The sequence below is a fragment of the Desulfobulbus oligotrophicus genome (genome assembly GCF_016446285.1).
GTDB lineage: Bacteria > Desulfobacterota > Desulfobulbia > Desulfobulbales > Desulfobulbaceae > Desulfobulbus > Desulfobulbus oligotrophicus.
The window spans coordinates 2,419,525-2,442,175 of record NZ_CP054140.1 but is presented as its reverse complement, the minus strand read 5'-3'; the positions used below and the strand labels follow the sequence as shown (position 1 = coordinate 2,442,175).

Sequence of the window (22,651 nt, the reverse complement as noted above, 5' to 3'; positions counted from 1 at the left end):
TATGCATCAAATACCCCTTGTTTTTTTTACTGTGCTCGTTCAGGCAACCACTGGAATATTGTTTTTTTCAGGTATTAAACAGTTTCGATCAGCAGACAAAGCACCATGGGCCAACAGTATGACACTACAGATAATTTTGTGGGTCTTATTTCTATCAGGTTCACTGGCCTCTTTTTTGCACCTGGGCAAACCCAGCAACGTTTTTAATGTCTTGCAGGGAATTAAAACCGGGTCACCTTTAAGCCTGGAAGTGGTCAGTGTGGCTGTTTTTGGAGCTCTGCTGCTGATCTACAACGTCTTAACCTGGAAGAAAACGCAGATTCAAAAATACAATGTTCTTCTTGGAACAACTGTTTTTGCTGGTTTGGTCCTCTGTTATGCCATCTCAAGAGTCTATACCTTGCCGACTGTTCCTGCATGGGATTCTGCCTGGACAACCATACAGTTTTTCATGTCGGCTCTGGCTCTGGGAGTAGCAGGTTTCTTATTTATCCACAGTCGGAAACAGGAAGAAGATTTTTTAGAATCAATGAAGATATGGATCATTGTTGCCATAGGTATCCTCTTCCTGCTTATGGTTACTATTGTTTTGTATAATAAATGGGCTGGGAATCTTGTTGTACAATTTGATGTTAACACCCATGAATGGATCTTGATTATCATACGACTTGTTTTATTGGCTGTAAGCATTTCATTGTTAATAATAGCATTGGAAAAAGATATTTACTCGTCATGGTTGATGTATACATTCATTTTCTTGTGTGTGTTTGGGAGTGAGTTATCAGGCAGGATATCTTTTTACAATATGCAGAAAATTTCCGGGATGTTACAGATTTTTGCGTACTAAAGGACGAGGTCGATTATGAAGAGTAAAAAAAATAGTCAAGTCCAACCTATATGCACCTTCTATAGGTAGACGCGAATTTATGAAATTGGGTCTTCTCCTGGGTACAGGAGCTTTTGTAGACCTGTACGGTCTGCCATCCATTGCCGGTAATATTCCTGCAGGTGAAAAAACAGTATGGTCCAACTGTTGGGCACATTGCCATTGTAGTTGTCTGTTAAAAATGGTCGTGGAAGGAGATAGAATTAAGCGCGTGGAAACAGATGACATGGGTGATGACACCTTTGGTATGCATCAGACCAGGGCCTGTCTTCGCGGACGCTCTCTGCATAAGCGGACCTATGCCCCTGACCGTATCAAATATCCCCTGCGTCGTGTCGGTAAACGAGGTGAAGGTAAATTCGAGCGTATCACCTGGGAAGAAGCATATGAAGAAGTGCATTTGCGACTAAAGAATATCATTGCTACATATGGAAATGACTCAATCTTTTGTCGGATCGGCTACAATAGCATTCCCGGCCCCTATCATTTTGTGGAGCGTTTTCTCAATTCCATAGGGGGGCATGTTGAGGCGCATGGCAACTACAGTAACGCTCAAATTAATGAAGCCGTCAAGCTCACGTATGGTGGACATTTTAATGATTCTTCCCCCATGGAAATGGCCTTTAGCGACCTTATTGTGCTTTTTGGAGATAACCCGGCTGTAACGCGCATGAGTGGCGGGGGCGGAACCTATCTGTATCAGGTGGGCAAAAACAAAAGCAAGGCACGGACCATTATCATAGATCCCCGTTACACTGAAACCGCCTGTGGTCGTGAAGACCAGTGGATTCCCATTCGACCCGGCACTGATGCTGCTTTGGTGGAAGCCGTTGCCTATGTTTTGATCACTGAAAATCGTGTGGATGAGGGGTTTTTACGCACACACTGCTATGGTTATGATGCTGAAGAGGGTGATCCGGAAAAAGGCATTCCCCCTTTACCGGCCCATCTGGGATATAAAGCTTATATTCTGGGTACTGCACCCGGTGAAACGCCCAAAACCCCCGAATGGGCCGCGCCGATCTGTGGTGTGCCTGTGCAGACTATAGTCCAGCTGGCCCGTGACATTGCGAATGCCCGGGCTCCTTTTATTGCCCAGGGCTGGGGCTTGCAACGACAGGCTGCTGGAGAACAAAACAGCCGTGCCGTGTGCATGCTGCCTATTTTGGTGGGTAAATTGGGTATGCGTGGAACCTGTAATGGTGCCAACGCCTTTTCTGCACCGGAAAGCAACATGGTAATGATGCCTTTTGGTGACAACAAAGTAAAAGCCAAAGTTCCTTGTTTTCTCTGGCCCCAGGCTGTTCTTGACGGCAAAAATATGACTGCGAAAAAAGATTGTATTCGCGGAGCGGATGGTCTGAAAACCGATATTAAATGTGTGGTCCAGTACCAGGGTAACTGGCTCCTCAATCAGCATGGAGGTACCAACCAGTTGGCTGAACTTTTACGTGATGAGAGCAAGTTGGAATTCATCTTCATCATGGAAAACCACATGACCGCCAGTGCCAGGTATGCAGATATTCTGTTGCCTAGTATCACCTGGCCCGAAAATTCCCGCTATAATGTCTATGGTACCTATGCTGTTTATGCTGAACCCGTGGTAGAAAGGCTTTTTGGCTGTCCTCACCCTTATGATGTGTTCACAGAATTGGCCCGACGTTTTGGCGTTGAAAAGCAGTTTACAGAAGGTCGTACCTGGGATCAATGGCAAGATCATCTGTATGTGCAAACCAGGGAAAAAAGCCCTAATCTTCCGCCCATCGAAGAACTGAAAGCCAAAAAAGCCATACGCTTGCCCTATGACCCTGATGAAGAACGATTCGGCATGAAAAAATTCCGGCAGGATCCTGGCGCAAACCCTTTGAAAACACCTTCAGGGAAAATTGAAATATACTCTTTGGAACTGGCTCAAAGGGCACAAACCTGGATAATGCCTGAAGGGGAAAAACTTACCCCTCTCCCGCAATACTGTGAAACATGGGAAGGGTACAGCGAAACTGGTAAATCCCAATATCCCTTACAATTTATCAGTTACAAACCGCGTTCCAGGGCACATTCCACCTTTGGCAATATACCCTGGTTACAGGAAGCAGTGGAAGATTGCCTGCATATCAACCCCATTGATGCCCAGGCCAGAAACATCCGGCAGCATCAACTGGTGGAGGTTTTTAATGATCGGGGAAAAATTCATGTGCCGGTTCGTATTACCCCGCGAATCATGCCTGGAGTTGTCGCTAAAGCAGAAGGTACACAGTATTCCCCTGACACCCGAGGGGTGGATACAGGGCACTGCGCCAATACCTTGACAAAACTTGGCGGACGCTCCCATGTGGTCAAAGCCAATGCCGTGAACACCTGTTTAGTGGATGTCAAAGCTGTTTAAGATACAATATCAGTGCCACCGGATGCCCATTATTCGGTCATCCGGTCACTTTTTTTCAAGGTCAGATCAATCAATTAAGGCCCCTGCACACCGCCCCTCCGAAGGGGTGAACAAGGACCGTCCATGTTGACAGTAGAACAAGCCCATGGCGCAGCATTTTTTGCCCGTCTTTTTTCCAGTCTCTATATCAATCCACCCGGCCTGGAGCTTGTACAGGAATTAGCTCAACAGAATCTGGCCAGTCAATGGCCCTTTGCACATGATCAACACAGCGTGGATGTCTTGATGCATTTGCATGCAGAACTTGAACAGGAAGCGAGCCTGTCTGCACTGCAAGGAACCCTGCAGGAGGAACATCTGAATTTGTTTATCGGGCTGGGCATGCCTCAGGTTCCTCTCTGGGGAAGCGTCTACCTGGATAAAGAGAATTTACTCCTGGGGCCATCATGTCTGGCACTCGAATCTTTCTTGGCTCAGGCAGACCTTGTCTGCACCCTGCATGCGAGAGAACCTCTGGATCATCTGGGGCTGGTTCTTTCTGCCCTGGCGGTATTTCTGGAACGATTTTGTAACGATACAGTTACAAATGAAGGCACTGCTCAGGTCCTTCGGGATTTTTTGGGAATGCATATAAACACATGGGTCTATCGTTGTTTAGAGTTGCAGGAAGAGCTGGCCCGATCATCTTTTTACCAGGCTCTGGGCAAGTTGACCAAAAACCTGTTTGTCCATCTTTCCGAAATATTTCAAGCGGAAAGAATTGAGAAAAAACTCTACTATTAACAGGCTGTAAAAGAAAATTTACCCGAGCCATAACAACCCAAATATGTATACCAATGGGGAGGTGTTTTGGGGAAAAGCTATAAATTTGCCTTTGTTTCAAATTCTGAAACCATCAGTAAGGTTGTCTACAGGCATGCGACTTCTCAGGGTATATCAATGGTTGTTCGCCTTGCGACCATGGAAGACGCCTTACCTGTTGCTCAAGAGCTTATAGATGCAGGGATAAATGTTATCCTTGGTGGTGGCGGGACAGGAAAACTGTTACGCCAGCAACTCAAACAGCCTGTTGTAACCATCAGTCGTACGCATTTTGATATTCTGCGCACCCTGTTCAGAATTCGCCATGCGGCTAAGTATGTTGCTATTACCTCGTATGGAGAGATAACCGAAGGGCTGAATCTTTTTGCAGATCTGCTTAACATCCGTATAAAACCCATTGTTTTTCACTCCACACAGGAATTAACAGACGGCATTTCACAGGCAATAGACAGTGGTGTTGACTATGTGATTGGAGGTGGAATCTGCATGGAAACAGCCCGGGAGATGGGATGCAGAGGATCTACCATTATTCCGAGCTCAAAAGTAATCCAGCGTGCCCTGGAAGAGGCGGTCAATATAGCCGAATCTCAACATAGCAGTCAAAAACATGCCGCCTGGCTTGAAGGAGCCCTGGATTCTTTGCATGAGGGAATAGTTGGTGTTGATGAAGCAGGAACGATCCTGTTTAGCAACACTAAAGCCGCTGATTTCCTGAATACAGATCAAAAGAATGAGGGCTCAATATTTACTGATTTTCTGAATGTAATACAGATAGATCAGGTGCTCAGAAACGGAGAATATATTCCAGATAATATATGTTCGTTTGATAACCGCAGTTTTGTGACCAATATTCGCCCTATTCGCATAAACAGTGATATTGACGGGGCCATCGCAGCATTCCGACCAGCAACATATCTGCGCACCATTGACAGTAAGTTACGTAAGCATGTTAAGAATCGTGGATTTACTGCTAAATATACTTTTACTGATCTGATTGGCCAGAGTGCAAACATGCGTGCATTGCGCAAGCGTTCACAACGTTTTGCACAAACAGATGCCAACATCTTCATTCAGGGGGAAACCGGAACCGGGAAAGAACTTTTAGCCCATGCCCTGCATAATGCAGGATCTCGGGCTCATGAGCCTTTTGTTGCCGTCAACTGTGCCGCCCTCCCTGACAGCCTCCTGGAAAGTGAGCTTTTCGGGTATGAAGAGGGGGCTTTTACAGGTGCACGAAAGGGAGGAAAGGAAGGATTATTTCTCCTTGCCAATAAGGGAACCATCTTTCTTGATGAAATAGCAGATATCTCTGCCTTGCTGCAAGTACGACTGCTGCGTGTTTTAGAATCTCAGGAAATATTTCAGGTTGGCGGGGTCAGAGTAATCCCTATTTCTGTCCGTGTTGTAAGCTCTTCCTGGAAAAATCTTGCTCGGGAAGTACAGGCCGGCAGATTCAGAGCCGATCTGTACTATCGTCTGACAACCTTGAATGTGCAGATCCCTCCTCTGCGTGACCGCGTAGAAGATATACCGGAGATCTGCGGTGTACTGCTTCATCGTCTGGGCTTTTCTTCACACCTTCTATCCCCTGCAGAATATTCACTGCTGAGCACATATGCATGGCCGGGAAATGTCAGAGAGCTTGCTGCCCTGCTGCATCGGTATGTGCTTCTCAAACAGGATGAAGAGCCCAACAGCAACCTTCTGGCAGAACTGCTGCAGGAACTTATTGATTCTTCTGCACAGTTGACCGCCACCCCCAATACAATGGGGGCAGAAAGTTCACTCCTTGTAAATGTATCGTTAAAGCAGCAAGTTGAACGCCATGAACGTAAAATCATCCGCCAGACTCTTTTAAAGAATAATCAGAATAAAAGTCTCACCGCACAACAGCTGGGCATCAGTGAACACACTTTGTGGCGTAAAATGAAGGGTGAATAAAAAACAACACGAGTTGACTGATTCCTGCTAAACAGGTGCAAAACAGCGATAAACGATCAGGATTCGCAACAACGACAGACAGTTTTGTCCATCTGATGCGACAACTTTCCAGTTAGCGCAACAAACATCGGCAGCATCCGCAGATAGAGATCGGAAATTCCAGTGGTTTGTCGTAGTCTCAACTTGCAAAAATGCGATGCTGTGATAGGGTAACTTTCTCAAAACAGTTATCGCCTTCAGCTCCCTTCCCTTAATGTGGTGTGAATAAAATTATGCCGGCTACCCTGATCAGTGGTGTTGCTATTGCTGCCACCATCCGTGACGAAATAAGCATTGAAGTCAGTCGCCTTAAAGATCAGCACAGCCTGATCCCCGGGCTGGTGACCATCCTGGTTGGTGATGATCCGGCCTCACAGTCCTACGTCCGTGCTAAAAATGCGACGGCACGTGTTCTCGGCATCCACTCTCAACAGATCACCTTGCCTGCACACACCAGTGAAAGTGAACTGCTGCAGCTCGTGCACACCTGTAACCGCGATTCTGTTTTCCATGGTATCCTGGTGCAGTTGCCATTGCCGTCTCATATAAACGAGGCCAACATCCTCTTTGCCATCTCTCCGGAAAAGGATGTGGATGGTTTTCATCCGGTCAATGTCGGCAAGCTGATGCTTGGTGAACCCTGCCTTCTTCCCTGTACGCCGCAGGGTATCCTTGAGTTGCTGGAACGGACGAATATCAGTACATCCGGTGCCGAAGTCGTGATCGTGGGGCGATCAAACATTGTGGGCAAGCCGATCGCAAACCTGATGCTGCAGAAACGACCGGGCGGTAACGCCACTGTTACGGTCTGCCACACCCGGACCCGCGATATGGCTTTTCATACCAGGAGAGCCGATATCCTCATTGTTGCCGCCGGAGTTGCCAACATGATCAAGGCCGAACATATTAAAGAGGGCGCGGTTGTCATTGATGTGGGCGTCAACCGAATCGGCCAAACCGCCGGCGGCAAGGCCATCCTGGCCGGCGATGTTGATTTTGCTGATGTGGTCAATAAGGCCGGATCTATAACTCCGGTACCGGGCGGGGTTGGACCTATGACCATTACCATGCTCATGAAAAATACCGTACAGGCTGCCAAGCAGGCTGTTGGCCTGTTGTAACCCAACGTTCAAACCATGATGCATTATGAAGACAGATAAAAAGGTGTGCAACACGTGCGGCGGTAGTGGTGAAATAGGTTTTTTTCAGGGTGAAAGCCGGTTTTTCGTGACCCGCGAAGAGTGCCCGGCCTGCTGTGGAGTCGGCTCTGTTTTTGAAGATTCACCTGATCCGGATATTCAATCCACTGCGGAAAGTGAGGAGGGCGGAGAAAATGGGGGATGATCAGCTGCTCGATCTGTGGGAACTATTAGGCTCAATTGAAGAGGATCAGGCGTATCAGGTGCTGACGCATCTTTTTGTTCGTTTTGAAGATCGTTGTAAAAATGATCCTGCTGATGCGCCGGCAGCGCTCTTTTTTGAACAGCTGGCACTTGTGATTGCGCAGGTACAGTCTTGTAATGTCAATCGTCGTTAAAATCAACGCAACACTCTGTTGTACTGACAATGAACTCCCGATATTTTTCTGATATACGCCATCTGCTGCGGTCTGTTTTCTCTGTTTTTATGATGACAACCATTGGAGCGGTGCCCTGGGTTTGTGCTGATCAGCTTGAGGACTGTATGCGAACCCAGCTGGGAACAGCTTCAGACACCATGACAGTCGGCGAGTTACGCCAACACTGCCTGTCGAGCATACAAACGGATGAACAGACAGTCCCTGAAGTGCCGGGAGCCGTTGAAAAACGACTTGTTCAGGAGCAAAAAAATATATTCCGGCCCTTCAGCATTATGCCTCACAGGCCCAACTATATTCTGGCCTTTGTTTACAATTCGCACGGATATAACTCCTCCTACCATCAACAGAGTAAGAACGACGATTCTTATGCATTTGACTGGATCGAGACACAGTTTCAGATCAGCATTAAGACACCACTGATGGTAGGGCTGTTTGACAATACCATGGACGTGTATGCTGCCTACACAAATCATAGTTTCTGGCAGGTGTACAACAGGGATATTTCGTCACCCTTTCGTGAGACGAACCATGAACCAGAGGCATGGGTGCAGTTTAAACCCGGCTGGGAAGCGTTTGGTATTGTCAATTCCAGCAACTCTTTTGGTATTAACCATCAGTCCAATGGGCAGAGCGGTGAACTCTCACGCAGCTGGAACCGTCTTTTTGCTGGCATGACGTTTGAAGTAGGGGATCTGGGCCTCACCTTTATGCCATGGTATCGAATACCAGAAGGCACAAACAGTGATGATAATCCCGACATCACCAGATATTTGGGGCATTATGAGATCAGTGCCGCCTATAAATGGGATGACCATACCTTCAGCCTCATGACCCGGAATGCACTGGAATCTGATTTCCAGCGAGGAACATTGCAGGTGAGCTGGAGTTTTCCTTTTGGCAACTGGCCGTTTTTACGCGGCTATGTTCAGTACTTCACAGGCTATGGTGAGAGTCTAATCGACTATAATCACTATGTTAATCGTATCGGCATCGGCGTGTCGTTGGTTGACTGGTTGTAATGTGCTGTTCAACCTGCAAATTTTTCCTGTTGGCAGATAGTCCGCCAATCCGTCTCTTTGGTCCATATCGTGACCGCCAAAGCTCTCTTGATCAATTCAACTGGTGCCGAAACAGTTGAGTTGCTGGTATACCAATAGGGAACAGCCAGACCGCTTACCTTCTGGGCATTTAGCTGAATAGCTTTTTTAGGATGATGAAGAGAGCTGGCTCCGGGAAGACTGTTCTCTCTCAAAGTGGCTGTTGGCTTCGCTATGCGACGGCAGGGTAGAGGGGGGTAGTTGGCTTGGACAGGGGCTGTATCGATGGGGTTGATACGGAAGAAGAGGTGTGTTGTTGATCGCCCTGTAATTGTGCTCTCTTTCCAGTGTGCGGACTTTTTCTGTTGTTCATGTTTTTCTGCAAAGAGCGTCAGGTTCGCTTTCGCCATGACGCTCTTTGCAGGTGGTTGTGCTTTGATGCCGCAGCCAGGAACTGGCCTTCTACAATCTGTTGTGACAGTTGATTGGATTTTGCTTACCGGATCGCGCGATTCACCCTACTTTCCACCCTTTTCTATACGCAACGTTTTGGACGTTGCGAACCATTTTTGTGCATTACCAGGGTCATCCTTTTTACCGTAGGGCAGATACCAGACCTCAACATCGACGATAAAGTCATTGGCAATAATATTTCTTAGAATCTTTCCGTCTTTCTCGCCTTCCGTGTATACCGGAATCGTGAACTCTTCTTTCAGGGTTCGAAGAGGAGGTATGCTGGTGTCACGAATTAATCCACTCTTTTCGTACGGTCCCCGACCCATCTTATCACCCCGACCCATTTGCTGTGGAATCGGCATGAAAATTTTTTCTTCAGAATAAAATTCCTTTCCATCTTTTGTTTTTGCGGTCACATACAGTGCCACTCGGTTTGGGGTCGGTCAGCCATCGGGAATAGCATGGCCGGCTTTGTTGGTCAGTTCGACTATGACATGCGCCTCTGGAGTTGTTGTTGTCACGTCGCGCCATTGATATGCCTTGGCTTCAACATGAACATCCAGGGCCATTTTCACCATTTCCTGAGCACGATAACTTTGGATATTGTGACCCAGCCCACTTTTTCTCATGTGGCACTCCTGACAGGTCTCTTGGCCGCCATCAGGAATATAGGTGTAGAGGTGAATTCCGTAGAGTGTGGCACACTGGGTAGGGTTCTCGAGCTCAAAATTTGGCCCTAAACCATGACACTGTCCACACTGGATGGACTCTTTCATGATTGGGCTTTTTTTCAGGAAAGGATGTTTGTCATCCATATGGACATCATCTTTGCTGCCATACACAACACCTTTTTCCGGTGTCCCATCTGTCCACTTATGTGTGATTGCGTTGCGATTGTGACATACCATGCAACCGATGTTCAATGATTCCAGGGCTTCTTTTGCCTCCTCGTCGTCCGGATCATCCACGTATGCATAAATAGTTTCGACCAGTTCCTTGGCAACACTCTCTTCGGCTTCCTGGAGTTGGGGAAGATGACATTTTGCACACAGCATAAGATGCTTGATCTGCACATCTTCCGGTGTTTTCACTCCTGAGTAGGGCCATTCCTTCAGTCCATTTTCAATGAATGTTTTAAACGTTGCCGCTGTTCTGCCGACTTTTTCAGGGCCGAAGATTGATCGCGCATGGAGTGATTTTTCCCATTCGTCATAAACATTCATATGACAATCCATGCATGGAGCCGAATCGTACCGAGCGGCCAGTTCTGCAATTGTTTTTGCCTTGGGCTCTGATGAAGATTCTGTTGTCTTCGTAACGATCGGGACGCTGTCTGTGGTTTCAGAAAACACTGTTCCTGAATAATCCAGGAGGCATACTAAAACAAAGACAGTGAAAATCTTTTTATAAAATATCATCCATCCTCCTGTTTTGTTTCGATAAATTATTGATCAGTGTCGTTCACTTGGTGCCTTGTGACACACATCACATTGTGCAAGTAACTTGTTTTGTTTCTGGTGACATCCCAGACATAACCTGTGACTGGCTCGTTTGAGTGTTGCAACTTTTATCGGCAATTCGTTTGTGCTGTTATGACATGTTTCACATTTCTCAATTTTAAATCCAAATTTAGCATCGCTCTTCTTGCCGTCAGGTCCCACGCCGTGATGGCATCCATAGCATTCCAGCCATTGATGTTTTTTGTGAGGTAAGTAGGCCGGCTTGGGGACTTCCTCTACATCCACGGTTGATCGGATAATGACAGATTCCGGTCCTGTATATGCTGGTTGAACAGGAGGTTCGGTGTTATCGGCTGAAACCACGGTTATTTTTTGCAAGCTAAATAAAAAAACGAATAAAAGCAAAAAAACGAATGTTCGGTGCATGCTGAACTTCCTTGTCACGGAACTGTGTTTTTAGAATATTTCTGTTTGTTATCCCGGCTGTTGAGTTGGCCGTGTCTCTTTGCGAGGCTCCGGATTAATAATTTTTTCGTTATATTTTATAAAATATATAGTTGTCAATCAAAACCGTATCCATATGAACAAGTAACATTAATGTTTAGTCGGTACGAAAGCGCGTCAGCTGTTATTAAACCGACTCCTTTTTGAACCATCCTTGAGATTGCTCGATAAGTTGCAGGAATCTTTAATATCTTGTATTTTTTCGTCTCAACGGGTCCGCTGCGGCGGACCATCAACGCCCTGTTGTTTCATCAACAGGAAAATATGACAAATTTATCATCAACCAGACATTTTTTTCTGTCGGCGCATTGAGGATGAAAATCTGTTTTTCATGGAGTTTCGCATAACCATATCCGAAGCCGATCGTGCAGTCATGCGAAATTATTCAGAACAAAGTCGATCCTGGCACACCTTGATCCCAGTTATTTTTTACGTAATTTCACATAGATTGAGAGTAGCTCCAGGTAAATAGCGAATATTTTCCGCCGCTTCACGTAGTGTTTCCAAATAAATTTAGGATAGTCTAAAAAAACACTTGTCAGCGTGTTTATTTTCGCTATATTGAATCTCCCGAAAGAGGAAACCTGACCATGCAAACATCTTGTCGTCGTTGAATGTAGACTCTTCAAATAAAATGAAAGGTAACGAAATATGCATTCGATCTCTTTATCTTCACCCGGATTCAAACGAGGAATATATTCAGTTCAGATGCCCATAGAGGAGGGGCCGGGAGTGCAAAAGAAACTATGGGAGATCCAAAATTGCTATAAATGTTCTCTCATAGGCACCTGTCTCAATCGCCTTGAATTAAGGACATTGGCCAAAAAAAAGGTATTCAGCATCGAAAGCAAGCTCAGTGATTATCAGTTGCATTCACGTTTCATTGCTATTTCCGATCGAACCGATCTGCCCGGGAAGGCCCTGCAAAAATATTTTCAGCGTAAATACAGAACAGCGATCAAGCCCTATCTCAAGGCGGTTTCAGACGAAGAGTTGAAAATCCTTTGGGAGAAAGATGTTGCGGAAGGATGGCTGGACAGTGCCTGGTGGGGCATCCTCAGCCATCCGCATGCATCCGAACAGCTTGTCGCCACGCTGTACAGGGATTTGCATATGCTCAGCCATGATTTTCTGTGTAATTACCGCCCTAGAATGCTGCATGCCCGGCAACAGGAAAATAAAATCCGCCTGCTCGAAGAAGTGCTTGGTTCCGAGCGTCAAATCTACCGGAAAGAAAAGAGAGAACTGATTGCGGATCTTGACCAGGCCAGGAAATTGGCTGCAATCAACAAAGCTTTGATCGATGAAAATCAAAAATGGCGCAACACTGCGGACCGGTTCCACCGGCAACTACGAACAGCTGCATCGGAAGGCACCGATGAGGCCAATGTGCAAAAGATTGCCGACCTTCGACAGATGAACAACTCGCTCTGCGGAGAGTTGGATGAAACGGTCCGAAACTTTGAAGCAGTCAGGCTTGAACGCTCAGCAGCACTTGCACAGGTAGAGGAACTGAAGGCGGCACTGTGCAGGCAGGAGCGACGAGAGGTTGAGCAGGAGCGGGAGATCGAAAGTCTTGAACAGATGCTCATTCATGCCATCCAGGAAGTTTCTTGCGCTAAGTGCAAAGATCATAACACAGAACATTGTCCAGGTTTAAATTTATGCGGAAAAACGGTCCTCTATGTTGGAGGACTGAACAAAATGGTACCACATTATCGTCAGCTGGTGGAGAAATCCGGCGGGCGCTTTCTTCATCATGACGGCGGGGTGGAATGCTCGAGAAGCATCCTGCCAAAACTGCTTAATACGGCAGACGCTGTCTTTTGTCCTCTGGACTGCATCAGTCACGACGCCTGCCAGTGCATCAAGAAAATGTGTAAACGTAATCAAAAGCCATTTGTACTCATGCGCAGTGCCGGGCTTTCTTCCCTGGCTAAAGGGCTGAATGAGATTACCCAGTAACCACAACAATATTAAGAGCAGCCATTGCAAGAGGAGTTCCTGCATGTTCACTTGCGTCACAGGTTGATACAGCCATCACAACGGTGATCTTCACGTCAATGTTGCCGGTTAATACGCCCGGACCGGTGCATGCAGACCATACCGCGGCAGATCACCGGCGCTGGGAACTGGAAAATCTGCACACGGTTGTGACATGACCGACGTTCCCCGCTATCTGAAGAAAACGTACCGCAACAGAGTGACAATGAAGATGTGCTGAGCAGCAATGCATCCCATATCGAGGATCTGCAATAGTTGAAACTTTCCTTTTATTCTTGGCCTTAAGCCTGTCAATCACAGGTTTCTGTGAAACCGGCTGAACAAACCATCATACAACAAAAGCTGATGCTACCGGCTCTTCCCGCCTGAAAGATACGACATCAGTTTGTCTTTTTGGTTCATTTGATCACTGTCAAAGCTTTCTTGATCGATTCAACCGGTGCCGAAACAGTTGAGTCGCCACTATATCAGTGGGAACAGCAGACTGCTTGTCTTCCGGGCACCTGATTGAATATCCTATTTTAGAATAGTGAAGAGATCTTGACCCCGGGAAAACTGTTATCTCTCCCGATGTGGCCGTTGTCTTCCCTGCGGCTGTAGCTGGCTTGGTTGCCTTCCTTCCCACTGTCGTTGTGGTTCTGGTTGTTGTCTGCTCATATCCTGTTGTTGCCGCTGCTGCTCCAGCTGTTGCCGTCTTGTTGTCTCCTGTTGTTGTTGCCGCTGCTGCTCCAGCTGTTGCCGTCTTGTTGTCTCCTGTTGTTGTTGCCGTTGTTGCTCCAATTGCTGGCGCCTGGCCATCTCTTGTTGTTGATTGTTGGTAACGGTCTCATGGCGCTGAACCGGCTGCTGTTGACGCTGCATCTGGTGCCGGCTGGTCTGCCCCTGTCGCACCTCATTGCCGGATGGCCTGACTTCTCCGCGGATGGTAGAGGGTTTTTGCAACGTTTGCCTGCGCTCCTGCACCTGTGGTGAAGTGGCCACTGGTCGGCGTATTTGTTCAGCAGGTTGCTGATAAACGTTTTCGGGTTGTCCTGCCTGCCGGCTCCATGATCGCTGCGGTGGCTGGGTAGTTGACTCAGGCAGGGAGTGTCTTGCAGGAGCTGATGCGGAAGAAGAGGTGGGTCTTTGATTATCTTGTACTTGTGGGCTCTTTCCTGTCTGTACTTGTTGACCAGCAGCAGGATGCCTCTTTGGTTGTTTTTGAGATGAATCAGCTGGTTTTGTTGTGGCACTGCCCACTGCAGGTGATGGTTTTGAAGGAGAGGGGGACCAGGTACGGCTAACAGGTATTGGTCGAGATGTATCAGCTCTATCTGGGGTTATGTTTCGTTCCGATGATCGGTTATTTGCCGGTACGGTCAACTGTCCATGCTGGCGGTTTTCCGGCATAATCGTTTGCTGATTCCGTCCATCCCTTGTGAAAAGTGACCTCTGCCTTTCCTGAGGTTTTATGTACACCTTTGGTGCAGCATATGCCGACCAGGGTTTGGTGGCGTTTTGAGCAGGAACAAGTTTTCCGGTCAGGTGCGGGCTGTTGCCGGGTGGTGTTGACATTGGTGGGGCACCTGTGGTCACTTGCCCCAGCTCGCTGGTAATACGCCCTCGATTAGACGGCGGTGTATTTCGAATAAACTGTTGATTGTTGCGAATGCGGTCAACCACAACATTGTGCGGCCTGCGGTTTATTCTGGTGTCAGTCAAAGTGAAGCGGCGTGTATCAGTATCAAAGTTATGCATCACCGTCCTGTTGATCACCACGGCAGGCTGGTAGGTATTGATGAGAACTGCGCGATTGATATTGCGTTCCAGGTGAGGTGTGTAACGATTTCCCCGGTAGAAATAATCACGGGGGATAATGACCGCCTGGTCAAGATAGCGATAGGTTGACAGGTTCAATGCGGGAACAGCGGTACGTTTGAACACCACGGTGCGTCTTCCCCAGGGATGATGACCATAGTAGACCTCATGAGGTGCTAAAGGGATCCAGCCGATCGAGTGCCCACGGTGTATCCAGCCGACCCTTCCCGGAAACCAGCCAAAGACCGGCAGGAAGCGGGGTGTTGAGATAACAACCCGGCGAACCGGCGGCAGCCAGTACCAGGCATGAAAAGAGTTGATATACACCCAGGAGCCGTAATGGTGAGTCAGATAGCCAAAGGGCTCGTTGGGAATCCAGCAGTGGTCATCATAGTACAGTGACCAACGGCCAACGGTATATGGTTGCCAGTCCGGTTCAACCTTGGTCGGACGCCACATGTTGTGATAATCATCCTCGTAATATACTCGCTCCCAGCGGCCGTTTTCTTCAAGTACATAAGATTCATCCTGGAGAGGTTCCGGCAGATACGATGTGGACGTGTTGCTGTGTAATCGTTTTGACCAGAGACGATCGCGTTCCTCATTCCAGTCATCCCATACACCATCAACCATGCCGTTGCCCCGGGTTACTTTGTTGCTGACAACGAGTGACGGCCCACCTTCCCTTACCTCGTATTTTTCTTGAGTGGCATGAGCAACAACATCAACAGCACCGTCAATGGCGATTACTTCCATGGAATCATCACCGACATACAGATCAAAAACCGAGCCACCGTATGCTACCACATACCCGAACGGGGTGGTGGTTTTACAGGCCACATCCCGGCTTTTGTTGTATAAACGGCTGGTTCCGGAGGCAATATCCATTGCTGTGACCTCGTCGGACAGGGTCAGCAGTTGCACTTGACTGTACTCTCCGACCCGTAACCAGGTCCTGTTTGGAAGAATGAATTCAGCCTTGCTGTTTTCCCCGGAATACAGAGCATCCTGCAGGCCAAAGGGCGCATCTTGGACAGTCATGACCCAGTCTTTGTCTTCTGTGACGTAGCGGAGCAGTTTACCTTCCACAAATGAAATACGGCCAACAAGGATATCGTTTGGCTCTGTTACAGCTTCCACAGCTCCGGATACCAGCAGGGTGGCCATGAAAACAAAAAGAGTATGTATGAAACCGTATAAAATGGTACGCATAGATCCAATCCTGTAAGGTGAAGAGCTTGTCGTGAGCGTCAGTGAACGTAGCGCGTACGTCCAAAAGGGTGGAAACAGACCGTGTACATTTTAAGGATTTATTTTCGAGTTGGCAATGAACGGCCGACTGTGATCTGCGATTGAAGTATTCGCATGCTGTCCGTGCGGCTCTGCAGGAAGGTGTTGTCGTATGATGAAAATAAAGGGTACTGCACTGATTGTTGACAAAGTTGTACCTTACCTGTCGACAGACAGTAACTTTTCCGTTGGGCAGTGTGTGGCTTTTGAGCATTGACCATACACTGCACTTCGCACCAGTCATGGTGGACTCATGTATATCAATGTGAAAAACAGTCTTAAATCTGCAAGAACAAGCGCTTTATTGATTTTAAAATTTGTTGTACCGTTGCACATCCTTGCTGATATTCTTCTGTATACCGGTACCCTCACGCCTCTTGCCTTTTTGTTTACACCGGTCACCAAACTGCTCGATTTGCCGGGAGAAGCGGCAATGGCCCTGATCAGCGGTGTTTTGCTCAATATTTATGCAGGAATTGCCTTTGCTGCACCCCTTGAACTGACACCCTATCAATGGACAGTGCTTGCCGTGTTTCTTGGTGTGTGTCATTCGATGATTGTCGAATCTGCCATCATGGCCAAGCTGGGTATATCTTATGGCTACTCCATTATTCTCAGGGGAGTGGGGGCCTGTGTAACGGTTCTGCCGGTGTTATGGATGCCGACCTCTTTTTTTAAAACAGGAGAACAGGCTCAGACGATTACACTGCCGTATCATGATTCGTTTCAGCAGATGCTTGTACATTCGGCGAGTAGTGCTTTTGTGCTGTCATGCAAGATCATAGTACTGATCAGCGTCATCATTGTCGTTATGGATGCAGTGAAAGCAAGTTCATGGGTGCAACAGCGTCTGGCCAAAGTGAACACCTCCTTTTCCATTATCGTTGGTCAACTGCTGGGCATTACCTACGGCGCCGGTATTTTGATTCGTGAAACCACTCAGGGGACTCTGAGTCGCAAGGACATTTTTTTTATCAGCACTTTTCTGATGATTTGCCATTCACTTGTTGAAGATGTGTTGCTCTTTGTTCTTTTTGGTGCCAACTATTGGGTTATAATAGGTGTTCGTTTCACAGCAGCTCTTCTTATCAGCTGCACTCTCCTGCAGGTCTTTCGGGTGGTGTCCATTGACCGTGTTGTTCGTTCTTGATAAGAGCGGTATCAGACACAAGGTGAATCTGTACAACTTTTAAAATCTCCACTTTTCAGGAATCAATAGTGTCGATTCATACCCCCCTTCATTCACATGGCACCTTGAGCAAAATCTATTTCTGTACAGTCATCACCTTCTGTTCACTGTATGCGGCTCAACCGATTCAGCCGGTTTTTCAACACGAATTTTCGCTGACTTCCTTTCAGGCCATCCTGTTCACAACCTTAATGATGCTGCCGTTGGGTTTTGCTCCCATGTTCTACGGTGTTCTGCTGGAGAGGTTATCGGCCAGACTGATCGTGAGAACTGCGGTCCTTTTCCTCGGTGTCCTTGAACTGGTGTTCAGTCTGACCAATAATTATTTTGTCTTACTTGCCCTTCGAGGACTGCAGGGATTGGCCATACCGGCCATTCTCACCTCATTGGTCAGCTACATATCGTTTACCGCCAGTCGTGAAGATGTACAGGCTGCAATTGCCCGCTACATTGCGGCGACTATTTTAGGAGGATTTCTCGGTCGCTTCCTGTCCGGACTGTTCACTGATCTGTTTGGCTGGCGTTTTTTCTTTTTTTTGCTGGGCGTGCTCTTGCTGTGGAGTTTTTTTCTTCTTCGTACCCTGGAGAAAGACGCTAACTTAGAGTACAGCCGTCCTTCAGGGGCCGAGGTCATTGCGTTGGTCCGGCAGCCTCAATTTTTCTGGTTGTACTGCACAATTTTTTCAGTCTTTTTTGTCTTTGCCGGGTTACTCAACTTTTTGCCTTTTCAGTTAAAGGCGATCAATCCCTCCTTTCGTGAAACAGGTATCGGCTTCATGTACTTCGGTTATGTGATGGGTATACTGGTTTCGCTTAATGTCCGTTGGCTGATCAGACTGTTTGGTTCGGAAACCAAGGTGGCCATGAGCGGGCTTTTTTTGTATATCTTCGGCATACTCGGGTTTATGTTGCCGGATCACCGCACCATGTTTATTGCCATGTTTGTCTTTTGTACCGGCATGTTCATGGCCCATTCCCTGCTTTCAGGTTATATCAACACGTTGGCTAAAAGCAAAAAGGGGATAGCCAACGGTGTTTATATCTCCTTTTATTATCTTGGGGGGACCATAGGTTCATTTGCCCCGGGGGTATTCTACGAGCATTTCGGCTGGAGGGTTTTTCTGGGCAGCCTGATTGTCATGGTATTCGGTGCTATATTTTGTCTGCAACGATTGCGATGGACTGTTGCTCAAATCGGTTCTCAACCGACAGGAGAGCCCTCTGAACAGCCGGACACTATCCATGATTAAATATTTCAAGCTGTCTTTGCAGAGAATTGGCAGATCGTTCATCTCTGTGCAAAACGCCGTCTGAACGAACCGTCCTCCCGGCGTTCTGCTGCACATCCGTAAAGAGGACGGCTACTTGCTTTTGATCTGTATCCAGTACTGTTCGTACAGTTTCATCGTCTTTTCATCAAGACTGTCGAGGAATTCACCGCGAGCGGAATCTTCGGCAGGGGGATACACAATAGGATTATTCATCATCTCTTCGGGCAGGTGTTCAGAGACTTTGGCGTTTGGCGAAGAGTAACCGATGGACCGGCTTAAAAAAGCGGCGACCTTCGGCTGAAGAATATAGTCGATAAAACGGTGTGCAGCGTCAATATTGACTGCCCCTTTAGGTATACAAAAACTATCGAGCCAGAGGCTGAACCCTTCTGCTGGATACGTATATAAAATCATACTGTTTTCTTTGTTGGCAATGAACGCTTCGCCATTCCACATCACTCCCGCCGCAACCTCACCGGATAAAATTGCCTGTTTCGGGGAATCCGAATCAAAGACTCGAATCGACGGCTTCAGTAATCTGAGTTTTTCAAAGGCCTGTTGCAAGTGCTCCGGATCTCTTTCATTGATGGAATAGCCAAGTGTTTTAAGGCCAATTCCAATCACTTCGCGAGGGTCATTGGGCAGGAGCAGCCTGCCTTTTAATTCAGGTTTCCAGAGGTCTGCCAGTTTTTGAACTGTTTGAGCAGGAAGTAGGGCGGTGTTGATTGCCAGGGCTGTTGAACCCCACATGTAAGGGATTGAATACTTGTTGCCCGGATCAAAAGACTGGTTGACAAACTGAGGGGCAATGAACTGAAAGTTGCTGATTTTATCGACATCGATCGGGTTGAGCATACCTTGACGTCGCATCAGACCAACATAATCTGAGGACGGGACAATGAGGTCATACCCTTTTCCCACCAGCTTGATTTTGGCATACATTGCCTCGTTGCTGTCATAGGTGGCAATGTTGACACGGATACCGGTTTCCCTGGTAAAGTCTGCCAGCACCTCATCGGGCATGTACTCAGACCAGATAAAAAGGTTCAGCACTTTATCTGCACTCAAACTGGTGGAAACAGCTGCCATGAGCATGAAAAGAATCAGGCATGCCGAAGTAAGAAACGTTTTCATGTTTTTTCCTTGAGTAATTTTCGGGTAAGAACCAATGCGGTTGCCGTGATGATCATCAGCACCACGCACAGTGCATTAACATCGGGTTTAATGCCAAGGCGCACCATGGAGTAGATACGTAGCGGTAAAACTTCATAATCCGGGCCGGTCGTAAAGAAACTGATAATGACATCGTCAAGAGACAGGGTGAAGCTGAGCAACCAGCCGGCAATAACTGCAGGGGCGGCAAGGGGAAGAACAATCTGCCGGAACACCCGGTATTCGTTGGCACCGAGGTCTCGGGCCGCATCAACGATGTCGGTGGGGAAACCGTGAAAACGCGAATAAACAGTAATGGCAACAAAGGGGACACAGAGGGCAGTATGTGCGATGAGAAGGGTAATGAACCCCAGCGGCAGGAACAGGGCTAAAAAAAACAATAAGAGTGAAATGGCAATCACGATATCAGGCGACATCATCATGACAAAAAGCACACCAAACAGTGCACGACGACCGGTGAAGCGATAGTGGTGGAGAATAAAGGCAGCCCCTGTTCCAAGTAACGTGGACAGAGTAGCGGCACTGGCGGCAATGACCAGCGAATGAAGAGCTGCGGTCATAAGATCAGTATTATTCCACAGTTTAACATACCAGTCAAAGGTGAAACCTTTCCATGCCAGCGAATATCTGGAATTGTTCAGGGAGAAAACAGCAACAATAGCAAGTGGCAGGTACAAGAACAGGTAAACACTGCCGGCATAACCCCATTGCACACATCTTCTCATTGCATCACCTTCTCACCGGAGCGTCGGGTGGCTAAGTAGTACAGCAGTAAAAGTAGACCCATGGCCAAGGTCATGGTGATACTGGCTGCCGAGCCCATTGGAATGTTGCGGAAGACTAAAAACTGGTCACGGATATAGTTGCCAAGGAGCATGGTTCTGGCACCGCCGAGAATATCTGAAACATAAAACATACCGAGTGCCGGCAGGAAAACCAGCATTGTACCAGCGATAATGCCGGGCATGGTCAGGGGGATTGTGATTTTTAAAAAATTTTGCAGCCAGCTGGCACCAAGATCCCGTCCAGCTTCAAGCAGTTTGGGATCAACAGCTTTCAGCGCCGCATAAAGAGGAAGAATCATAAAGGGCAGCAGTGTGTAAACCAGCCCAATGAACACGGCAAAGGGAGTGTACATGAGCTGCAGAGGCTCGGTTATCAGGCCTGTGCGGATGAGGGCTGCGTTGATCAGGCCATCCGCTTTGAGCAGCATGACCAGTGCATAGGTGCGGATCAGTGAGTTGGTCCAAAAAGGAATCATGACCAGCAGCAGGAGCAATGGCTGCCGTTTTGCAGGGGCATTGGCCAGGATGGCTGCAAAAGGATAACCGATCGCCAGACAAAGAACAGCGGTACATGCAGCCAACAGAACAGATTCAGCGGTTATGGTGAAAGCCGTTGAGGATAACAGATGGCTGTAATTTTCTTTTGTCAGCGTCGGCAACACCAGCGTGTCGGTTCCCGGTTGCAACCAGCTGGCTCCAAGAAGGATAATATAGGGAACAAGGGCCAGCAGGAGAACCCAGGTCCAGGTGGTGCCAATTAATAACCGGCGAAAAAAGAGACTCTCATTCATGGGGTAGAACAACCTCCCAGCCTTCATGCCAGCCGAGTGTTACCACATCACCTGATTGAAAACTCAGATCATCGCTGTCCTCATCAAAAAATTCAGTGATCTGTACCTGGGAACCACTTGCAAGGTCAACTTCAACAGTATACGTGGCGCCATGATAAAAAAGGCGACGAACTATACCTTTCAGTCGTGCCTGCTGGAATTTGGCAATCAACTCCTGTGAGTCACTGACATCCTGTTCCAGCTCCATTCGAAAGTCCTCCGGGCGCAATAAGATATGCACCGGTTGATTGGGAACGAACGATCGATGGCTACGTAGACGCACAGAGGCTCCTTCCACAAGTGCCCGATAGGAGTTCTGATCAATTCTTCCTTGAATGATACCGTCTAATACGTTGATGTCACCGACAAATCTTGCAACGTAAAGGTTGACCGGCTCTTCGTAAATCTCCATGGGGGTGCCGATTTGCTCAATTCTCCCATTCTGCATGACCACAACCCGGTCCGATATGGCAAAGGCCTCATCCTGATCGTGGGTTACAAAGATAAAGGTGATCCCCAGGGTACGCTGCAGTTGTTTTAACTCCTTTTGCATCTGCTTGCGCAGGCGATGATCAAGAGCAGAGAGCGGTTCGTCCAAAAGGAGGACTCGAGGTTTATTGACAACAGCCCGGGCAATGGCAACTCGTTGTTGCTGCCCTCCGGAGAGTTCCGATGGTTTTCGCCGCTCCATCCCGGACAGCTGGACAAGATGCAGCACCTGAGCAACTGCAGCGACAATTTCATCGTCTGGTTTTTTGGCCATGCGCAGGCCAAAGGCAACGTTGTCAAACACTGTCATGTGCGGGAACAGGGCGTAGTTCTGGAAAACCGTGTTGACTGCCCGTTTTTCCGGAGGCGTTCCTTCAACAGCCATACCGTCAAGGAGCAGAGTACCGGCAGTGCACTGCTCAAATCCGCCGATCAAACGCAGTAAAGTGGTTTTTCCGCAGCCTGAAGGACCAAGGAGAGAAAGAAATTCACCATCAGCCACGGTCAATGAGATATCAACCAATGCATGATCGTCACCGTAAGCCTTTGATACTCGGCGCAATTCAACTACCGTTTTGTCTGTCAACTGTCGTTACCTCTTTACTGCGTCCATGGGCAGATGTTGTTCGGCTTCATTGATGCCTGTCTGACGGTGTGGCGTCTTACTATAATGAACAAAACATGTCCAGCAATTGGAAAAAGTAAAAAAGATG

At 47.7% G+C, this 22,651-nt stretch carries 19 protein-coding genes; 11 read left to right on the top strand and 8 right to left on the bottom strand.

Features of this window, described 5'->3' with window-relative positions:
* Position 1: 1 nt before the first annotated feature.
* The 8 genes from HP555_RS11215 (at position 2) to HP555_RS11180 (ending at position 8,672) form a co-directional block, all read left to right on the top strand.
* Complete coding sequence (locus HP555_RS11215; protein ID WP_199262530.1) at positions 2–847, top strand: dimethyl sulfoxide reductase anchor subunit family protein; 846 nt, start codon at positions 2–4, stop codon at positions 845–847.
* A 31-nt stretch (positions 848–878) separates the two neighbouring features.
* Positions 879–3,272 carry a DMSO/selenate family reductase complex A subunit gene (locus tag HP555_RS11210; RefSeq protein WP_332908660.1) on the top strand — a complete coding sequence of 798 codons (2,394 nt, stop codon included), beginning with the start codon at positions 879–881 and terminating at the stop codon, positions 3,270–3,272.
* 123 nt (positions 3,273–3,395) lie between these two features.
* A complete protein-coding gene (locus tag HP555_RS11205) occupies positions 3,396–4,055 on the top strand; it encodes a TorD/DmsD family molecular chaperone (protein WP_199262526.1) in 660 nt (219 codons plus the stop codon).
* A 156-nt stretch (positions 4,056–4,211) separates the two neighbouring features.
* Positions 4,212–6,035, top strand: a complete 1,824-nt coding sequence (locus HP555_RS11200; RefSeq protein WP_199262524.1) for a sigma 54-interacting transcriptional regulator — start codon at positions 4,212–4,214, stop codon at positions 6,033–6,035.
* A 272-nt stretch (positions 6,036–6,307) separates the two neighbouring features.
* Positions 6,308–7,195 carry a bifunctional 5,10-methylenetetrahydrofolate dehydrogenase/5,10-methenyltetrahydrofolate cyclohydrolase gene (locus HP555_RS11195; protein ID WP_199262522.1) on the top strand — a complete coding sequence of 296 codons (888 nt, stop codon included), beginning with the start codon at positions 6,308–6,310 and terminating at the stop codon, positions 7,193–7,195.
* A 25-nt stretch (positions 7,196–7,220) separates the two neighbouring features.
* A complete protein-coding gene (locus HP555_RS11190; protein ID WP_199262520.1) occupies positions 7,221–7,418 on the top strand; it encodes a hypothetical protein in 198 nt (65 codons plus the stop codon).
* Entirely contained in the window at positions 7,408–7,611 is a 204-nt protein-coding gene (locus HP555_RS11185) for a hypothetical protein (protein ID WP_199262518.1), read from the top strand. Before HP555_RS11190 ends, HP555_RS11185 begins: the two co-directional genes overlap by 11 nt.
* Positions 7,612–7,757: 146 nt before the next feature.
* Positions 7,758–8,672: a phospholipase A gene (locus HP555_RS11180; protein ID WP_199262516.1), complete on the top strand. Its 915-nt coding sequence runs from the start codon at positions 7,758–7,760 to the stop codon at positions 8,670–8,672.
* A gap of 8 nt (positions 8,673–8,680) precedes the next feature.
* Here the strand turns inward: HP555_RS11180 and HP555_RS11175 are convergent, their stop codons facing one another.
* The 3 genes from HP555_RS11175 to HP555_RS11160 form a co-directional block, all read right to left on the bottom strand.
* A complete protein-coding gene (locus HP555_RS11175) occupies positions 8,681–9,100 on the bottom strand; it encodes a hypothetical protein (protein ID WP_199262514.1) in 420 nt (139 codons plus the stop codon).
* Positions 9,101–9,208: 108 nt separating this feature from the next.
* Entirely contained in the window at positions 9,209–10,564 is a 1,356-nt protein-coding gene (gene extKL / locus HP555_RS14245; protein ID WP_269846844.1) for a multiheme c-type cytochrome (seleno)protein ExtKL, read from the bottom strand.
* A gap of 33 nt (positions 10,565–10,597) precedes the next feature.
* A complete protein-coding gene (locus HP555_RS11160) occupies positions 10,598–11,032 on the bottom strand; it encodes a cytochrome c3 family protein (RefSeq protein WP_199262508.1) in 435 nt (144 codons plus the stop codon).
* Positions 11,033–11,926: 894 nt separating this feature from the next.
* On the opposite strand from HP555_RS11160, the gene HP555_RS11155 reads away from it, so the two are divergent.
* Positions 11,927–13,075: a DUF2325 domain-containing protein gene (locus HP555_RS11155; protein WP_233249157.1), complete on the top strand. Its 1,149-nt coding sequence runs from the start codon at positions 11,927–11,929 to the stop codon at positions 13,073–13,075.
* 597 nt (positions 13,076–13,672) lie between these two features.
* Here HP555_RS11155 and HP555_RS11150 read toward each other — a convergent pair.
* A complete protein-coding gene (locus HP555_RS11150; RefSeq protein ID WP_199262504.1) occupies positions 13,673–16,123 on the bottom strand; it encodes a DUF6600 domain-containing protein in 2,451 nt (816 codons plus the stop codon).
* A 331-nt stretch (positions 16,124–16,454) separates the two neighbouring features.
* On the opposite strand from HP555_RS11150, the gene HP555_RS11145 reads away from it, so the two are divergent.
* Together HP555_RS11145 and HP555_RS11140 are read left to right on the top strand one after the other, a co-directional pair.
* On the top strand, positions 16,455–17,351 hold the full coding sequence (locus tag HP555_RS11145) for a nucleoside recognition protein (RefSeq protein WP_199262502.1): 897 nt from the start codon (positions 16,455–16,457) through the stop codon (positions 17,349–17,351).
* Between the two features lie 68 nt (positions 17,352–17,419).
* Complete coding sequence (locus HP555_RS11140; protein ID WP_199262500.1) at positions 17,420–18,640, top strand: MFS transporter; 1,221 nt, start codon at positions 17,420–17,422, stop codon at positions 18,638–18,640.
* A gap of 111 nt (positions 18,641–18,751) precedes the next feature.
* Here HP555_RS11140 and HP555_RS11135 read toward each other — a convergent pair whose 3' ends face one another.
* From HP555_RS11135 to potA, 4 genes are read right to left on the bottom strand one after another with little or no spacing between them, the layout of a single operon-like run.
* On the bottom strand, positions 18,752–19,795 hold the full coding sequence (locus tag HP555_RS11135) for an extracellular solute-binding protein (protein WP_199262498.1): 1,044 nt from the start codon (positions 19,793–19,795) through the stop codon (positions 18,752–18,754).
* Positions 19,792–20,559, bottom strand: coding sequence for a spermidine/putrescine ABC transporter permease PotC (potC, locus tag HP555_RS11130; protein ID WP_199262496.1), 768 nt, complete (start codon positions 20,557–20,559; stop codon positions 19,792–19,794). Before potC ends, HP555_RS11135 begins: the two co-directional genes overlap by 4 nt.
* Positions 20,556–21,410: an ABC transporter permease subunit gene (locus tag HP555_RS11125; RefSeq protein ID WP_199262494.1), complete on the bottom strand. Its 855-nt coding sequence runs from the start codon at positions 21,408–21,410 to the stop codon at positions 20,556–20,558. Before HP555_RS11125 ends, potC begins: the two co-directional genes overlap by 4 nt.
* Positions 21,403–22,524: a spermidine/putrescine ABC transporter ATP-binding protein PotA gene (gene potA / locus HP555_RS11120; protein ID WP_199262492.1), complete on the bottom strand. Its 1,122-nt coding sequence runs from the start codon at positions 22,522–22,524 to the stop codon at positions 21,403–21,405. The genes HP555_RS11125 and potA overlap by 8 nt, the downstream gene beginning before the upstream one ends.
* Between the last annotated feature and the right edge of the window lie 127 nt (positions 22,525–22,651).